At 71.2% G+C, this 15,777-nt stretch carries 12 protein-coding genes; 5 read left to right on the forward strand and 7 right to left on the reverse strand.

Features of this window, described 5'->3' with window-relative positions:
• From AB0959_RS45560 to glgB, 3 genes are all read left to right on the forward strand, one after another.
• Window positions 1-276: alpha-glucosidase C-terminal domain-containing protein (locus AB0959_RS45560; RefSeq protein ID WP_366832800.1), on the forward strand; the 276-nt coding region annotated here is incomplete at its 5' end.
• Window positions 277-384: 108 nt separating this feature from the next.
• Complete coding sequence (locus AB0959_RS45565) at window positions 385-1,833, forward strand: phosphotransferase (RefSeq protein ID WP_366832801.1); 1,449 nt, start codon at window positions 385-387, stop codon at window positions 1,831-1,833.
• Window positions 1,834-1,903: 70 nt separating this feature from the next.
• Window positions 1,904-5,011: a 1,4-alpha-glucan branching enzyme gene (gene glgB, locus AB0959_RS45570; protein WP_366832802.1), complete on the forward strand. Its 3,108-nt coding sequence runs from the start codon at window positions 1,904-1,906 to the stop codon at window positions 5,009-5,011.
• A 183-nt stretch (window positions 5,012-5,194) separates the two neighbouring features.
• Here the strand turns inward: glgB and AB0959_RS45575 are convergent, their stop codons facing one another.
• The 7 genes from AB0959_RS45575 to AB0959_RS45605 all read right to left on the reverse strand — a co-directional run bounded on the left by AB0959_RS45575 (window position 5,195) and on the right by AB0959_RS45605 (window position 12,996).
• Window positions 5,195-6,616, reverse strand: a complete 1,422-nt coding sequence (locus AB0959_RS45575) for a cytochrome (RefSeq protein ID WP_366832803.1) — start codon at window positions 6,614-6,616, stop codon at window positions 5,195-5,197.
• Between the two features lie 95 nt (window positions 6,617-6,711).
• Window positions 6,712-9,006, reverse strand: a complete 2,295-nt coding sequence (locus AB0959_RS45580; protein WP_366832846.1) for an ATP-dependent DNA helicase — start codon at window positions 9,004-9,006, stop codon at window positions 6,712-6,714.
• Window positions 9,007-9,141: 135 nt separating this feature from the next.
• Window positions 9,142-9,456 carry a thioredoxin domain-containing protein gene (locus AB0959_RS45585; protein WP_366832847.1) on the reverse strand — a complete coding sequence of 105 codons (315 nt, stop codon included), beginning with the start codon at window positions 9,454-9,456 and terminating at the stop codon, window positions 9,142-9,144.
• Between the two features lie 14 nt (window positions 9,457-9,470).
• On the reverse strand, window positions 9,471-9,899 hold the full coding sequence (locus AB0959_RS45590) for a MerR family transcriptional regulator (RefSeq protein ID WP_366832804.1): 429 nt from the start codon (window positions 9,897-9,899) through the stop codon (window positions 9,471-9,473).
• Window positions 9,900-9,981: 82 nt separating this feature from the next.
• Complete coding sequence (locus AB0959_RS45595) at window positions 9,982-10,371, reverse strand: RidA family protein (RefSeq protein WP_366832848.1); 390 nt, start codon at window positions 10,369-10,371, stop codon at window positions 9,982-9,984.
• 135 nt (window positions 10,372-10,506) lie between these two features.
• On the reverse strand, window positions 10,507-11,418 hold the full coding sequence (locus AB0959_RS45600) for an NAD(P)-binding domain-containing protein (RefSeq protein WP_366832805.1): 912 nt from the start codon (window positions 11,416-11,418) through the stop codon (window positions 10,507-10,509).
• Between the two features lie 192 nt (window positions 11,419-11,610).
• Window positions 11,611-12,996 (reverse strand): cation:dicarboxylase symporter family transporter, encoded by a 1,386-nt coding sequence (locus tag AB0959_RS45605; protein ID WP_366832806.1) that lies wholly within the window; start codon window positions 12,994-12,996, stop codon window positions 11,611-11,613.
• Between the two features lie 305 nt (window positions 12,997-13,301).
• Between AB0959_RS45605 and AB0959_RS45610 the strand changes: the two genes are divergently transcribed.
• Together AB0959_RS45610 and AB0959_RS45615 are read left to right on the forward strand one after the other, a co-directional pair.
• Window positions 13,302-15,005, forward strand: a complete 1,704-nt coding sequence (locus AB0959_RS45610) for a sensor histidine kinase (protein ID WP_366832807.1) — start codon at window positions 13,302-13,304, stop codon at window positions 15,003-15,005.
• A complete protein-coding gene (locus AB0959_RS45615) occupies window positions 15,002-15,688 on the forward strand; it encodes a response regulator (protein ID WP_366832808.1) in 687 nt (228 codons plus the stop codon). The genes AB0959_RS45610 and AB0959_RS45615 overlap by 4 nt, the downstream gene beginning before the upstream one ends.
• Window positions 15,689-15,777: the final 89 nt, after the last annotated feature.

The raw sequence follows: 15,777 nt of genomic DNA on the forward strand, positions 1-15,777 counted from the left end.
TCCTACACCGAACTCGCCTCCAGCAACCCCGCCGTCCTCGCCTTCCTGCGCGAGGCTCCTCCGACGGAGGAGGAAGGGGACGACCTGGTGCTGTGTGTGCACAACTTCTCCCGCTTCGCCCAGCCCACCGAACTCGACCTGCGCGAGTTCAGCGGGCGTCACCCCGTGGAGCTCATCGGCGGAGTCCGTTTCCCCGCCATCGGGGAACTGCCGTACCTGCTCACCCTCGCGGGCCACGGCTTCTACTGGTTCCGGCTCCGCAAGGACGCCGCCTAGAACCCCGGCGGGGCGGTTTCCACCGCCCCGCCCTGGGCACGCATCAGTAACACCCCGACTCCCCTGGTCTTCTGGTCCTCCGGGTCACTGGGGAAAGGACGCGACGCCATGTCGGAAGCCACGTCGGCAGCGACGTCGGAGGCGGTCACGCACTCCGCGCCCTCCGCGCACTTCGCCCGTACGGCCGGTCCCAGCCTTCTTGCGTCTCTGGATCCACTGCTGCGGGAGTGGCTGCCCAGGCAGCGCTGGTTCGCGGGCAAGGGCCGGCCGGTCACCGGGTTCACCCTGGTCGCGGCGACCGAACTGCTGCCCGTGAGCTCGAAGCTGGGGCTGCTCCACCTGCTCGTACGGGCCCATCAGCCGCTCGTGCCCCTCCAGACCGCCGCGGCCCACCCCGCCGACTGCTACCAACTGCTCATCGGGGTGCGCGAGACCCTGCCGCCACGGCTCGCGCCCGCGCTGATCGGGCACTTGGACGAGGGACCGCTGGCGGGGCGCACGGTGTACGAGGCGCTGTACGACCCCCGGCCCGCCGACGTGCTCCTGGAAGCGCTGCGCTCGCGGGCGCGCGTGGGTGAGCTGCGCTTCGAACGGGACATGCGGCAGGAGATCCGAGCCGGGCTGGTGCCTCGCCTGGTGACGACGGAGCAATCCAACTCGTCCGTCGTGTATGGCGATACGTTCATTCTGAAGCTGCTGCGGCGGATCGTGCCCGGCACGAACCCGGATCTGGAGCTGCCGCTGATGCTCGCGCGCGAGGGGTGCCCACGGGTGCCGGCTCCGGCGGGCTGGCTCACGGCGGACCTCGCCTCCTCCGACGACTCGTACGTCCTGGGTGTGCTGCAGCCCTTCGTGCAGGGCGCGACCGACGGCTGGGAGCTGGCGCTGCAGGAGCTCGCCAAGGGGGAGGACTTCGCCGCGGAGGCGCGGGCACTGGGGCGCGCGACGGCCGAGGTGCACACGGCGCTGGCGCGGGCGCTGCCGACGGTCACCCTCGGGCGGTCCCAGCTGGAGCTGCTCGTCGCCGGGATGACCGAGCGGCTGGACGCGGCGGTGCAGACGGTGCCCGCGCTGCGACCGTACGCACCGGCACTGCGCTCGGCCTTCGCGGCGCTCGCGGACCTGGCGGCCGAGGGCACCACCTGGACGGCCCAGCGCATCCACGGGGACCTGCATCTGGGCCAGTGCCTGCGCTCTCCCGGCGGCGAGTGGTCGCTCATAGACTTCGAGGGCGAACCCTCCAAGTCGCTCGCCGAGCGCCGCATGCCCCAGCCGGTCGCGCGGGACGTCGCGGGGATGCTGCGTTCCTTCGACTACGCGGCCCACTCGCAGCACCCCCCGGAGACGCGCTGGGCGTCCCAGTGCCGGGCCGCGTACTGCGCCGGGTACGCGGAGATCTCCGGGAGCGACCCACGGACCGACCCCGTGCTGCTGCGGGCGTACGAGACGGACAAGGCGGTGTACGAGGTCGTCTACGAGGCCAGGCACCGTCCCGACTGGCTGCCGGTACCGCTGGCCGCGATACGCCGGCTGGCCGCGAACGACGACACCCCCTGACGCTTCCGCCCCTGTCCTGCCCTTTGCCCCACCCGTCCCCGTCTGTGCCTGTGCCGAGGAGGCCGTGCCCGTGACCCCCCGTCCCCCGTCCGACGACAGTACGAACCAGAACGGCGCCACCGAACACGACACCGCCGAAGCCGCCACCGCGGAGACGACACCGGCGGCGAGGAAGAGGGCCACGAAACAGGCGGGGGCGAAGAAGGCGACGGCTGCCGCGAAGAAGGCGGCGCCGGCGAAGAAGGCGGTCGCCAAGAAGACCCCGGCGAAGAAGAGCCCCGCGAAGGCCGCGGTGAAGGTCGTCGAGGGCACGGGCGCGGGCGCGCAGGCGGGTGAGGGTACGGCGGCGAAGAAGACCGCGAAGAAGATCGGGGAGAAGAAGACCGTCGCGAAGAAGGCCGTCGCCAAGAAGACGGCCGCGAAGGCGACTGCGGCGAACACGGCTGCCGCCAAGACGACCGTGGCCAAGAAGACCACCACCAAGAAGGCCGTGGCCGAGAAGACCACCAAGAAGGCCGCGGCGAAGAAGACGACCAGCACGAAGGACACCGCGACAAAGACCACCGCCCCGAAGACCACCGCGGCAAAAGCCACTGCCCCGAAGACCACCGCGGCAAAGTCCCCGGCTGCAAAGGCCCCCGCCGCCAGGACAGCCACCAAGAAGACCGCCGCGCAGACCGCCGCGCAGACGGCCGCCAAGACAGCCGCCAAGAAGACGACGGCCAAGAAGGTCGCCGCGAAGAAGGCGGTCGCGAAGAAGGCCGTCGCGTCGAAGAAGGTGGCCGAGGTCGTTCCCAGGGCTTCCGCGCCGCGGGCGCCGGAACCCACCGCCGCCGAGACCGCCGTACGCATTCCCGAGCCGACGGCCCCCGAGCCGCCGGCCACCACCACGACCACCACCACGGCGGACGTCCCGTCCATCCCCGAACCCCGCGCCGCACAGGGCCCCGGCCGGCCGGCGCCGCCCATCCCCGAGCCGCGGGTGCCCTTCTCGCCGGCGATGGACGGCGAGGACCGGGAGCGGTTGCTCAGTGGTACGCATCATCAGCCGCACGCGGTGCTCGGGGCGCACCCCGCGCCCGGAGGCGTGGTGTTCCGGGCGTTCAGGCCGTACGCGCTGGGGGTCACGGTCGTCACGGACGAGTTGCGGGCCGAACTGCACGACGACGGGGGCGGGTTCTTCTCGGCCGTCCTGCCGCTGAGGGCCGTTCCGGGGTCGTACCGGCTGCTCGTCGCGTACGAGGAGACGGTGCAGGACACCGAGGACGCGTACCGTTTCCTGCCCGCGATCGGTGAGCTGGACCTGCACCTGATCGGTGAGGGACGGCACGAGGAGCTGTGGAAGGCGCTGGGCGCGCAGCCGATGGTGCACCAGGGCGTGACCGGCACCCGCTTCACGGTGTGGGCGCCGAACGCGCGCGGTGTGCGCCTGGCCGGCACCTTCAACTTCTGGGACGGCACGGGCTATCCGATGCGCTCGCTCGGCTCCTCGGGGATCTGGGAACTGTTCGTGCCGTCGATCGGTGAGGGTGAGCTGTACAAGTTCGAGATCACCCGGGCGGACGGGACGAGGAGTCTGCGGGCGGACCCGCTGGCCCGCCGTACGCAGACCCCGCCGGAGACGTCCTCCGTCGTGCACGCGTCCCACTACGAGTGGAGCGACGCGGAGTGGATGACGCACCGGGCCGACCGCCCGGCCCACGAGGCGCCGTTCTCGGTGTACGAGGTGCACCTGCCGTCCTGGCGCCCGGGGCTGACGTATCGTCAGCTGGCGGAGCAGCTGCCCGCGTACGTCCGGGACCTCGGCTTCACCCACGTGGAGCTGCTGCCGATCTCCGAGCACCCGTTCGGGGGCTCCTGGGGCTACCAGGTCACCGGCTTCTACGCGCCCACGGCCCGGCTGGGCACTCCGGACGACTTCAAGTACCTCGTCGACCGGCTCCACCAGGCGGGCATCGGCGTGCTGATGGACTGGGTGCCGGCGCACTTCCCGCGGGACGACTGGGCGCTCGCGGAGTTCGACGGGCGTCCGCTGTACGAGCACGAGGACCCGCGGCGGGCCGCGCACCCGGACTGGGGGACGCTGGAGTTCGACTACGGGCGCCGGGAGGTGCGGAACTTCCTGGTGGCCAACGCGGTCTACTGGTGCGAGGAGTTCCACATCGACGGCCTGCGTGTCGACGCGGTCGCGTCCATGCTCTACCTGGACTACTCCCGCGAGGCGGGTCAGTGGAGGCCGAACGAGCACGGGGGCCGCGAGAACCTGGACGCGGTGTCGTTCCTGCAGGAGATGAACGCGACGGTGTACCGGCGCGCGCCCGGTGTGGTGACCATCGCCGAGGAGTCCACGGCCTGGGACGGCGTCACGCGGGCCACGCACCACATGGGCCCCGGTGGCTTCGGCGGCCTCGGCTTCGGGCTGAAGTGGAACATGGGCTGGATGCATGACTCGCTGGACTACATGTCCAAGGAGCCGGTGCACCGCAAGTACCACCACAACGAGATGACGTTCTCGATGGTGTACGCCTACAGCGAGAACTACGTGCTGCCGATCTCCCACGACGAGGTCGTGCACGGCAAGGGCTCGCTGGTGTCGAAGATGCCGGGCGACTGGTGGCAGCGACGCGCCGGCCATCGCGCGTACCTCGGGTTCATGTGGGCGCACCCGGGCAAGCAGCTCCTCTTCATGGGCCAGGAGTTCGCCCAGGGGGCGGAGTGGTCCGAGGCGCACGGGCCGGACTGGTGGCTGCTGGACCCGGCGTACGGGGCGGAGGCGGACCACCGGGGTGTACGGGACCTCGTGCGCGACCTCAACTCCGTGTACCGCGAGGTTCCGGCCCTCTGGGAGCGGGACACCGACGCCTCGGGGTTCGCCTGGGTCGTGGGGGACGCGGCGGAGGACAACGTGTTCGCGTTCCTGCGGTTCGGGGCGGACGGGGTGCCGTTGCTGGCGGTGTCGAACTTCTCGCCCGTGGTGCGGAGCGACTACCGGCTGGGGGTGCCTGATGATGTGCCGGCGTGGCACGAGGTGCTGAACACGGATGCGGAGGTGTACGGCGGCAGTGGTGTCGGCAACCCTCATCCGGTCAAGCCGGAGCCACAGCCGTGTCATGGTCGGGCTGCGTCGATCCGTCTGATGCTGCCGCCGCTCTCCACGGTCTGGCTCCGCCCGGCGTAGGGGTTCTCGCCCGCCGCCCCTACCCGTCCCAACCCCGGGGGCTCCGCCCCCAGACCCCCGGGGCGGCTGGGGTGGGTGGGTTGTCTGCGGGTGGGTGGGGGCTGGTCGCGCAGTTCCCCGCGCCCCTAAAGACCGTGCAGTTGCGGCGGCGGGGGGCGAATCCCCCCTCCCCCCGCCGCCCCCTCAGTGGGCCCGCCGCGCCCCGAACATCAACCGCCGCAGCGCCGCGAGCAACCCGCTCGCCTGCCGATCTCCCGCATCCCCGGCCGACGGCACCGGCTCCTCGCCCCGCCGAGGAGCCGGAACCCGCCGCAGCGCGGAGCTCTGGTCGCTCAGTTCGTAGCGGACGGGGAGCAGGCGCAGCCCCCGGACCACCGGGCCGGAGCGCCAGGGCAACTGGTCGGGAGGAAGCGTCAGTTCGGCCTTCGTGAAGTGGTCGAAGACCCGGCCCACCGCCGTGGACACGATCATGCTCGCCAGCTCGCGGGCCGCACTCGGGCACTGATGAGGCCCGGCTCCCCAGGCGAGGTGCGCCCGCGTACTGATCGTGGAGTCGACGATGTGGGACGTACCGATCGCCAGCAGGTCGTGGTGCGCCGCCGCGACCGAGGGCGACACGATGTCCCCGGCCCGCACCCAGTAGTTCCCCAGCCGCACGTCACGCGCCGCGAACCGGAAGCACAGGTTGGCCACGGGCGGACTCACCAGCGCCGCCCGGTTGACCGTCTCGCCGATCAGGCCGGCCGACAGACTGCGCCGCACCGTGGCGTTGCCCAGCAGCACCTCCAGCAGCGTGTTGCAGACCATGTTGCCGGTGATGTCGTTGAGGTAGACGGCGTTCATGAACAGCTCCCGCCCGAGCTGCTCGTCCGAGAGCGTCGGGTCGGACAGGAGCATGTAGGAGGTGAGGTCCTCGCCGGGTACTGCCCGCCGATGGGCCGCGAGCCGCGTCATCGCGGCCGACGCCCGCGCGGTCGCCGGGCCCGCGTCGGGCCCCCCGTCGAGCATCCGCCAGAGGTCCATGACCATTTCGTCACCGAGTTCGACGGGGCAGCCGAACAGCTTCGTGGTGACCATGAGCAGCAGCGGCCGCGTGTACTGCGCCGCCAGGTCCGCGAAGCCCGTGGTCCCGGACTCCGCGGCCAGCATGGCGATGAGTTCGTCCGCGTAGCGTGCGACGGCCGCCCGCATCTCCCAGCCCACCGGGGTGTGGCCGTCCTGGAAGGGCCGCATCGCCGAGTGGTACGTCCCCCGCGCGGCCCGGTGTTCGTCGTCGTCGAGGAACATCGTCTGCCGCACCTCGTACCCCGCGAGCAGCGGCCAGTCCTTGGGCAGCCGCCCCTCGGCCCGCGCCCGCCAGTGCCGTACGTCCCGACGCCAGGTGCTCTCGCCGCGCAGCACCTCCAGGACCTCGCGGTAGTCGAGGACGAGCCACACCGGCACACCCATCAGTCCCACCGGCGCCACCGGACCGTGCGTGCGCCGCAGCCGCTCGTAGACGCTGCCCGGATCCGCGTCGAACTCCGAGGTCAGCAGCGGCTCCACGGGCAGCGACTCGAGCCTGGGGCTGCCGGCGGGGGCGGCGGCGAACGCATGAGATTCCATGACGACCACGCATACCGCATGGCACGCTCACGTGCGGTGACGGTGACATGAACTGTTACGGGTTGGTGATCCCTGGTGGGGGATGCGGTGATTCGTCACTCCCCGTCCTTCAGCAGCACTCGGGGCACCTCCCCCTCGTGGACGACACCCAGTGTCTGCGTCGCGCGGGTGAGCGCCACGTACAGGTCGCTCGTGCCGAACCGGCCGGGCTCCACCACCAGCACCGAGTCGAACTCCAGCCCCTTGGCCTGCCGCGGGTCGAGCAGGACGACCGTCTGCGTCAGGTCCGGTTCGCCGCCCGCCGTGACGCCGTCCAGCCGTGCGGCGAGCGCCCGGTGCAGGTCGCGTGGCGCGATCACCGCGAGGCGCCCCTCGGCGGGGGTGAGTTCGGCGACGGCCTTGGCCACCTCGCCGGGCAGGTCGCCCAGGGCCCGGCGCACCCAGGGCCGTACACCTGTCGAGCGGACGGAGCTCGGCGGCTCGAAGTCCGGGTTCTCGGCTCGTACGACGCCCGCCGCGAGCTCCATGATCTCGGCCGGGGTGCGGTAGTTGACGCCGAGACGGGTGTGCTCCCAGCGGTCCTCGACGTACGGCTGGAGGATGCCGTCCCAGGACCCGACGCCCGCTTCCTCGGCGGTCTGCGCGGGGTCGCCGACCAGGGTCATCGAGCGGGTCGGCGAGCGCCGCATCAGCAGCCGCCACGCCATGGGCGACAGCTCCTGCGCCTCGTCGACGATGATGTGCCCGAACGCCCAGGTCCGGTCGGCAGCGGCGCGCTCGGCGGCGCTGCGGTGGTCGTCCTCCTCCTGCCGTTCGGCGAACCGCTCGGCGTCGATGATGTCGTGCGCGGACAGCACCTCGGACCCGTCGGAGTCGCCGTCCTCCTTGTCCTCGAACTCGTACGTACGGGACGCGTACGACACGTCCAGCACGCCCTGCGCGTAGGCGATCTGCTCCTCACGCTCGCGCTCGGCGACCGCGCGGGCCACCCTGTCGTCCACGCCGAGGAGTTCGGCCGCCTCGTCGAGCAGCGGGACGTCGGCCACGGTCCACGCGCGGGTCACCGGGCGGCGGATGGCGGCGGCGTCCTCGTCGGACACGTGGCCCTCGGGGGCGGCGAGGAAGTCGGCGACGAGGCGCTGCGGGGTGATCCGGGGCCACAGTTGGCCGATGGCCGACCAGACCTGGGGGTTCTCGGCGAGTTCGTCACGGATCTGGGTGATGTCGCTGGGGTCCAGCAGGTTGGAGCCGTCGTAGGGGTCCGTGCCGATGCGTTCGGCGACCATGTCGGTGAGCGTGTTGAGGATGTGGCCCTCGAAGTGCTCGCGCGCCACGTTGTGCGGGAGCTTCGCCTCGCGGGTGCGCTCGCGGGCGACCCGTACGAGGTCGTCGTCGAGCATGAGGATCTCCCGGTCGTGCTCGATGGCGATCACGGGGTCGGGGAGGGCCTGCCGGTCGCGTACGACGGCGGCGAGGACGTCGGCCATGTCGGCGCGGCCCTTGACGCGGGCCGCGTCCGGGGTGTCCGTGGCGGTGGTCTTCACTCCGGGGAACAGTTCGCCGACCGTCGCGAGAAGCACTCCGGTCTCGCCGAGGGAGGGCAGCACCTCGCCGATGTAGCCGAGGAAGGCGGGGTTGGGGCCGACGATCAGGACGGCGCGCTTGGCGAGCAGTTCGCGGTGCTCGTACAGCAGGTAGGCCGCCCGGTGCAGCGCCACGGCCGTCTTGCCGGTGCCCGGGCCGCCCTCGACGACCAGCACGCCCCGGTGCGGTGCGCGGATGATGCGGTCCTGGTCGGCCTGGATGGTCTGCACGATGTCGTGCATGCGGCCGGTGCGGGCCGCGTCGAGCGCGGAGAGGAGGACGGCGTCGCCGGTGGGGTCCTCGTGGCCGGTGCGGGTGTGGTCCCCGAGGTCGAGGATCTCGTCGTGCAGGGCGGTGACGTCGCGGCCGTCGGTCGTGATGTGGCGGCGGCGGCGCAGGCCCATGGGGGTGTGGCCGGTGGCGAGGTAGAAGGGGCGGGCGACGTCGGCTCGCCAGTCGATGAGGATCGGGGTGAGGTCGGCGTCGTCGGCGCGGATGCCGATACGGCCGATGTGGTGGCTGACGCCGGAGGTCAGGTCGATCCGGCCGAAGCAGAGCGAGCCGTCCACGGCGTTCAGCGCGGCGAGCAGGCCGGAGCGTTCGGCGACGAGGATGTCGCGCTCCAGCCGCGCCTGCTGGGGCGTGTGGCCCTGAGCGAGCGCGTCCGAGACGGAGACCTCGGCGTCCCCGCGCAGGGCGTCCACGCGCGCGTACAGCCCGTCGATGAATTCCTGCTCACGCCGCAATTCATCGTCGGAGAATTCTTTGTGCGAGTCCCTGTTTGACAATTCCGCTCCCGGCCGGATATACTGCGTGTTAGTTGAACTTCTTCGCGGCCAATTCCCTGAAGTCGCGAACCACTCAATATACGCAGAGAAATCCCCCGAGCGCAATTGCTCGGGGGATTTCTTCGTTACCGCGACAGGGGGCGTCGGGGCGGGTCAGAGCACCTCTGACAGTTCCTCCAGCAGCCGCCGCTTGGGCCGGGCTCCCACCATCGCCTTCACGGGCTCACCGCCCCGGAAGACCATGAACGTCGGCATCGACAGCACCTTGTACGCGTTCGTGGTGGCGGGATTGGTGTCGACGTCCAGCTGGACCACCTTCAGCCGCTCGCCCTCCTCTGCCGCGAGGGCGCTGAGCACCGGCCCCATCTGCCGGCACGGCGGGCACCAGTCGGCGGTGAACTCCACCAGCACGGGCAGCTCCGCCCCGATCACCTCCGCGTCGAAGTCCGCGTCCGTCACCTCGGCCACTGTGGCTGCTCTGCTCACTTCGCCCGTCCTCCCAGTTCGCACTCGGGCTCCGGACCGCCCGGAACCCCCGCCTCGGCCGCCAGCTCGTCCCGCGCCCTCTCGGCCCGCGCGAGCTGATCGGCGACCTGCGCGCGTACGGCGGTCAGCTCGCCGATCAGCGCGTCGAGTTCGCCGAGCTTGCGGCGGTAGACCACGAGGGAGGCGGGGCAGGAGTCGCCCTCCGGGTGCCCGGCCCGCAGGCACTCCACGAAGGGGCGCGTCTCCTCCAGGCCGAATCCGAAGTCCTGCAGCGTGCGGATCTGCCGCAGCAGGCGCAGATCGTCCTCGTCGTACGTGCGGTAGCCGTTGCCGCTGCGGCGCCCGGGCAGGAGCCCCAGCGACTCGTAGTACCGCACCGCCCTCGTGGTCGTCCCGCCCCGGGCCGCCAGCTCGCCGATTCGCATGGAGCGACGGTATTCCTTGACGTCGAGGTCAAGGCAACACCCGCCCACTGCCCGACCGGGTCACCAGGGCGGGCCGACCGGGTCACCAAGGGATGATGGCCAGGGCCTCCACCTCGAGCAGCAGTTCCGGCCGGAAGAGGGCGGCCACCTGTACGGCCGTGCTGGCCGGCGGGCGCGCGGTGTCGATGTGGGCGTCGCGGGCGACGCGTACCTCCGGCAGGATGGCGACGTCGGTGACGTAGAAGGTGAACTTGGCCACGTCGGCGAATGTCGCTCCTCCTGCCGCCAGGCAACGCCGCAGATTCTCGAAGACCTGGCGGGCCTGGGCGGCGGCATCGCCCTCCCCGACCACGTTTCCTTTCTCGTCCAGGGCGACCTGCCCTGAGATGACGACCAGTCGGCCTTCTCCCACCACAACATGGCTGTACCCGTTACCCGGGGCGACTCCGTCGGGCGGAATGTGGGTGAGCATGGTCTCTTCCGGCTCATCCGGCACAGGAGTCCTCCTAGAACGACCGTTCGGGGATGCGGCAGACGGTCCTACCCGTCCTGCGCCGCGGCGCGTCAAGCGTGGGCCGAACCGCCGGACGGGTCAAAGGGTTTACGGTCACCCGCCACGTACGGCCTCGACCGTGCTCGCCCAGCCGTCGGCCGCGTGGCCGCGGGCCAGGGCGCGGTCGGTGATGTCCTTGATCGCACGGAGGACGCCGACGTCGAGGCCGCGCTGCTCGGCGGCCTCCAGGACGTGGGCGGCGCCCGCGGCCATCATGGCGAGGGGGGCGGCCTCGCCAGGGTAGGAGCCCGCGTCGATGTGCTCGGCGGTGTAGGCGGTGATGGGCGGCATGATGCCGGTGATGGTGCCGAGGTAGGGCGCCAGGTCGGTCGCGCGGACGCCGTGGGCGCCGGCGAGCGCGAAGGCGTGCACGAGGCCGGACATGCCGGCGTAGAAGTAGTCGAGCAGGGCGAGGTCGTACACGGCGGCGAGTGCGTGGTCCTCGCCGAGGTGGACGGGCCGGCCGCCGAGCGCCCGGAGGGTCCCCTCGTACTTGTCGTACGCCGGCCGTGGTCCGCTGTAGAAGACGAGCGCCTCCGGCTGTCCGATCGCCGGGACCGGGACCATGATCGCGCCGTCGAGGTAGTCGATGCCTCGCTCGGCCGTCCAGGCCGCGGTGGCGCGGGAGTGCTCCGGGGTGTCGGAGGTGAGGTTGACCAGGACGCGGCCGGGCAGGTCGTCAGCGGCCGCGTCGAGCACGGCCTGCGCGGCACCGTGGTCGACCACGCAGACCACGACCAGCTCCGCCCCGCGGACCGCCTCGGCGGCGGTCCCGGCCCGGACCGCGCCCTGCGCCACCAGTTCCTCACCCTTGCCGGGCGACCGGTTCCAGACGGCCGTGGGGTGCCCGCCCTTCAGAAACGCGGCGGCGAGGGCCTTGCCCATGGCTCCCAGGCCCAGGACGGCCACGGAGGTCTTCTCAACAGAGGCCGTTTCAACTGCTGTGTTCGCAACGTCGTTTCGCATGACGACCATGCTTGACGCGGGGACAACTCCCCACAAGTACCGACTATTTTGTCAGATACTCACCGAAAGGTAAGCGCCCGGGAACAGCACATGACCGAGCGGCCGGATCCACGGGGGGAGGATCCGACCGCTCGGGGTTTGTGGGGGGGGCGTTCGACTCGGCGTTCTTTGTACGGCCTGCCAGCGGAGCGCTTACGCCTTCGCCAGCTCCTTGTCACCGCCCTGCGACGCGTCCGAGTCCGAGTCCGTGCCCGCCTCGGCGTGGTCGTCCAGCAGCGTCTTCTCGTCGAACGGCAGCTGCCCGGCGAGCACCTGCTCCACCCGCTCCTTGTCGATCTCCTTCGTCCAGGTACCGATCAGGACCGTGGCGACCGCGTTGCCGGCGAAGTTGGTCAGCGCGCGGGCCTCGCTCATGAAGCGGTCGATACCCACGATGAGACCGACACCGTCCACGAGCGCGGGCTTGTGGGACTGCAGGCCGCCCGCGAGGGTGGCGAGCCCCGCGCCCGTCACACCGGCCGCGCCCTTCGAGGCGACCAGCAGGAAGAGCAGCAGCGGGATCTGCTCGCCGATCGACATCGGCGTGCCCATGGCGTCGGCGATGAACAGGGACGCCATGGTCATGTAGATCATGGTGCCGTCGAGGTTGAAGGAGTAGCCGGTCGGAACGGTGATGCCGACCACCGGCTTGCTGACGCCCAGGTGCTCCATCTTCGCGATGAGCCGCGGCAGCGCGGACTCGGAGGAGGAGGTGGACAGGATCAGCAGGAACTCACGGCCCAGGTACTTGAAGAGCGTGAGGATGTTCAGGCCCGCGATGATCCGCAGCAGCGCGCCGAGGACGACGAAGACGAAGAGGAAGCAGGTGATGTAGAAGCCGATCATCAGCACGGCCAGGCTCTTGAGGGCGTCGAGACCCGCGGAACCGGTGACTGCCGCGATGGCGCCGAAGGCACCGATCGGGGCCGCCCACATCACCATGGCGAGGATGCGGAAGACGAGTCGCTGGATGTGCTCGACGCCGCGCAGGATCGGGGCGCCGGCGGGGCCCATGGCCTGGAGGGCGAAGCCCGCGAGCACGGCGATGAGCAGGGTCTGCAGGACCTCGCCCTCGGTGAAGGCGGAGACGAGCGTGGCCGGGATGATGCCCAGCAGGAAGTCGGTGGTGTTCTTGGCCTCGGCGTCGATCTGCGCGTGGCCGGTCTCCTTGATCGCGTCGGTCACCGCGAGGCCGGTGCCCGGCTCCAGGATGTTGCCGACGACCAGACCGATACCGAGGGCGACGAACGACATCGCGAGGAAGTAGCCGAGCGCGATACCGCCGACGGCTCCGACCTTGGCGGCCTTCCGTACGGAGCCGATGCCCAGGACGATCGTGCAGAAGATGATCGGGGAGATCATCATCTTGATGAGGTTCACGAAGCCGGTGCCGATGGGCTTCAGCTCGACCGCGAAGTCGGGAGCGATGAGGCCCACGGCGATGCCGATGGCCACGGCAGCGATCACGGCGATGTACAGGTAGTGCGTGCGGTCCCGCTTGGCGGGTGCGGTAGGTGCCGTATTGGTGGTGCTGGCCACGGCTGCCCTCCTCGTCGACGACGTCGTCGGCTCTTCCGGCGTGCGGCTCACGTCCGGGGGATTCAAAAAAGGGGAAACGGACTCCCTGGCTGGAGACCGCCCCCGGGGGTCGTGGGAGTGGGGGTTCCCAGGGGCTGGGAGACGTGCTCCCTGCGGCTCGGGAGCGCGGTCCCGGGTCGGGAGTGGCGCTCCCTTGCGACGGGGTGTTCGCTCCATCGCACTTGGGTGAGTGTGTCCCGCCCTGTGAGGGCGGTCACCCTTCCGTTCATTTAGTTCACGCTTATCCCTGGATGCAGACTGTTCGCATGCGCCTCCCTCGCGCCCCCCGCGCACCCCGCTTCCTGCGCCCCCGAAGCCTGGCAGGCCAGCTCTTCGCCGTCCAGGCCGTGTTGCTGGCGGTCGTGGTCGTCGGGTACGCGGTGTTCACGTACGTCAGCGACCGCAGCCAGGCCGAGGAGGCGGCGGGCCGCCAGGCGAAGGCCGTGGCCCGCGCCGTCGCCGACTCCCCCTCGGTGCGCGAGGCCATCCACACCGCGCACCCCACGAGGGCGCTCCAGCCGTACGCGCTCAAGGTGCAGCGCGACGCCGAGGTCGACTTCATCACGATCATGGACCCGGACGGCATCCGCTGGACCCACCCCGACGAGAACCAGATCGGCAAGCACTTCCGTGGTCACATCGACCGGGCGCTGAAGGGCGAGACCTTCACCGAGACGTACACGGGCACCCTCGGCGCGTCCATGCGCGCGGTGACCCCCATCGAGGAGAACGGCCACGTCATCGGCCTGGTCAGCGCGGGGATAAGGATCGAGGAGATCAGCGCCCGCGTCCAGGACCAGCTCACCGCGCTGATCGGTGTCGCGGCGGGCGCCCTCGCCCTGGGCGGCCTCGGCACGTACGTGGTCAACGACCGGCTGCGCCGGCACACCCACGGTATGAACGCCGCCGAGCTCAGCAACATGCACGACTACCACCAGGCCGCGCTGCACGCCGTGCGCGAGGGCCTGCTGATGCTGGACGGCCAGTACCGTGTCGCGCTGATCAACGACGGTGCGCAGGAGCTGCTCGATGTGAGCGAGGCGGTGGTCGGCCACTCGGTCGCCGACCTGGGACTGCCCACCCCGCTCACGGGCGCCCTGCTGGCCTCCGAGCCGCGCGTGGACGAGGTGCACCTGACGGCCACCCGCGTCCTGGTCGTGAACACCTCCCCCGTCTCCGGCGGGCAGCGCCGCGGCACGGTCGTGACCCTGCGCGACGTGACGGAGCTCCAGTCCCTGATGGGCGAGCTGGACTCCGAGCGGGGCTTCACCCAGGCCCTGCGCTCCCAGGCGCACGAGGCCGCGAACCGCCTCCACACGGTCGTCTCCCTGATCGAGCTCGGCCGCGCGGACGAGGCGGTGGACTTCGCGACGGCGGAACTGGAACTGGCCCAGGCCCTCACCGACCAGGTGGTCGCGGCGGTCAGCGAACCGGTCCTCGCGGCCCTGCTCCTGGGCAAGGCGGCCCAGGCCAACGAGCGAGGTGTGGAGCTGGTGGTCTCCGAGGCCACCCGGATCGACGACGGCCTGCTCCCGGAGTCCCTCTCCGCCCGCGACCTGGTCACCGTCCTCGGCAACCTGATCGACAACGCGATGGACGCGGCGCAGGGGTCGGTGGGGGCGCGGGTGACGGTGACGGCGTACACGGCGGACTCCGACGCGGGCGCCGTGCTCATGCTCCGGGTCGCCGACACGGGCACGGGCGTGGACCCCGCGCACGCGGAGGCGGTCTTCGAACGGGGCTTCTCGACCAAGCCGGCGGGCCCCGGCGGCCGCGGCCTCGGTCTCGCCCTGGTCCGGCAGACCGTACGGCGCCACGAGGGCACCCTCACGGTCACGGAGGCCGACGGGGGCGGGGCGGAGTTCGAGGTCAGGCTGCCATTGCCTACGGTGGGGTCCGCACGCGCCGCCGCGGAGACGGAGACCGATCGGTCCACCGTGCACAGAGCAGTGCCTGGAGGCCACGTATGACGACCGAACCCATCCGCGTCCTCGTCGTCGAGGACGACCCCGTGGCCGCCGACGCGCACGTCCTGTACGTCGGCCGTGTCCCCGGCTTCACGGCGGTCGGCAAGGCGCACACCGGGGCGGAGGCGCGCCGCGCGCTGGACCGCACGCCCGTGGACCTGCTCCTGCTGGACCTCCATCTCCCCGACGTGCACGGTCTCCAGCTCGCCCGCTCGCTGCGGGCCGCCGGCTACCACGCGGACGTGATAGCGGTGACGTCGGCCCGTGACCTGGCGGTGGTCCGGGAGGGGGTGTCGCTGGGCGTGGTGCAGTACGTGCTCAAGCCCTTCACCTTCGCCACGCTGCGCGACCGTCTGGTCCGTTACGCCGAGTACCACGCGGCGGCGGGCGAGGCGAGCGGTCAGGACGAGGTGGACAGAGCCCTCGCCTCCCTCCGGGCTCCGGGCCCCGCCGCCCTGCCCAAGGGCCTGAGCGCCCCCACCCTGGAACGCGTCACCGTGGCCCTCCGCGACTGCGCCGACGGCATGACCGCGGCCGGCATCGCCGAGACCGTCGGCATCTCGCGCATCACGGCCCGCCGTTACCTGGAGCACCTGGTGGAGGCGGGCCGGGCGGCACGGAGCCCGCAGTACGGGACGGTGGGAAGACCGGAGTTGCAGTACCGGTGGGTGAAGGGCCAGCCATAGGGCGCACGAGCCGGGGCTCACGGAAGTCTTCCGAGGCCAGGCCCGTGCAGACACATTGACCTGACCGGACGACCCCTCGTACGTTCACT

Source organism: Streptomyces sp. NPDC046862, from assembly GCF_040704615.1.
Taxonomy (GTDB): domain Bacteria; phylum Actinomycetota; class Actinomycetes; order Streptomycetales; family Streptomycetaceae; genus Streptomyces.

What these genes read in the sequence shown, in the direction of transcription:
- AB0959_RS45565 (WP_366832801.1), top strand. Translation starts at nt 385, where the DNA reads ATGTCGGAAGCCACGTCGGCAGCGACGTCGGAGGCGGTCACGCACTCC.
- AB0959_RS45575 (WP_366832803.1), bottom strand. Translation starts at nt 6,616, where the DNA reads ATGGAATCTCATGCGTTCGCCGCCGCCCCCGCCGGCAGCCCCAGGCTC.
- AB0959_RS45590 (WP_366832804.1), bottom strand. Translation starts at nt 9,899, where the DNA reads ATGCGAATCGGCGAGCTGGCGGCCCGGGGCGGGACGACCACGAGGGCG.
- AB0959_RS45595 (WP_366832848.1), bottom strand. Translation starts at nt 10,371, where the DNA reads ATGCTCACCCACATTCCGCCCGACGGAGTCGCCCCGGGTAACGGGTAC.
- AB0959_RS45600 (WP_366832805.1), bottom strand. Translation starts at nt 11,418, where the DNA reads ATGCGAAACGACGTTGCGAACACAGCAGTTGAAACGGCCTCTGTTGAG.
- AB0959_RS45610 (WP_366832807.1), top strand. Translation starts at nt 13,302, where the DNA reads ATGCGCCTCCCTCGCGCCCCCCGCGCACCCCGCTTCCTGCGCCCCCGA.
- AB0959_RS45615 (WP_366832808.1), top strand. Translation starts at nt 15,002, where the DNA reads ATGACGACCGAACCCATCCGCGTCCTCGTCGTCGAGGACGACCCCGTG.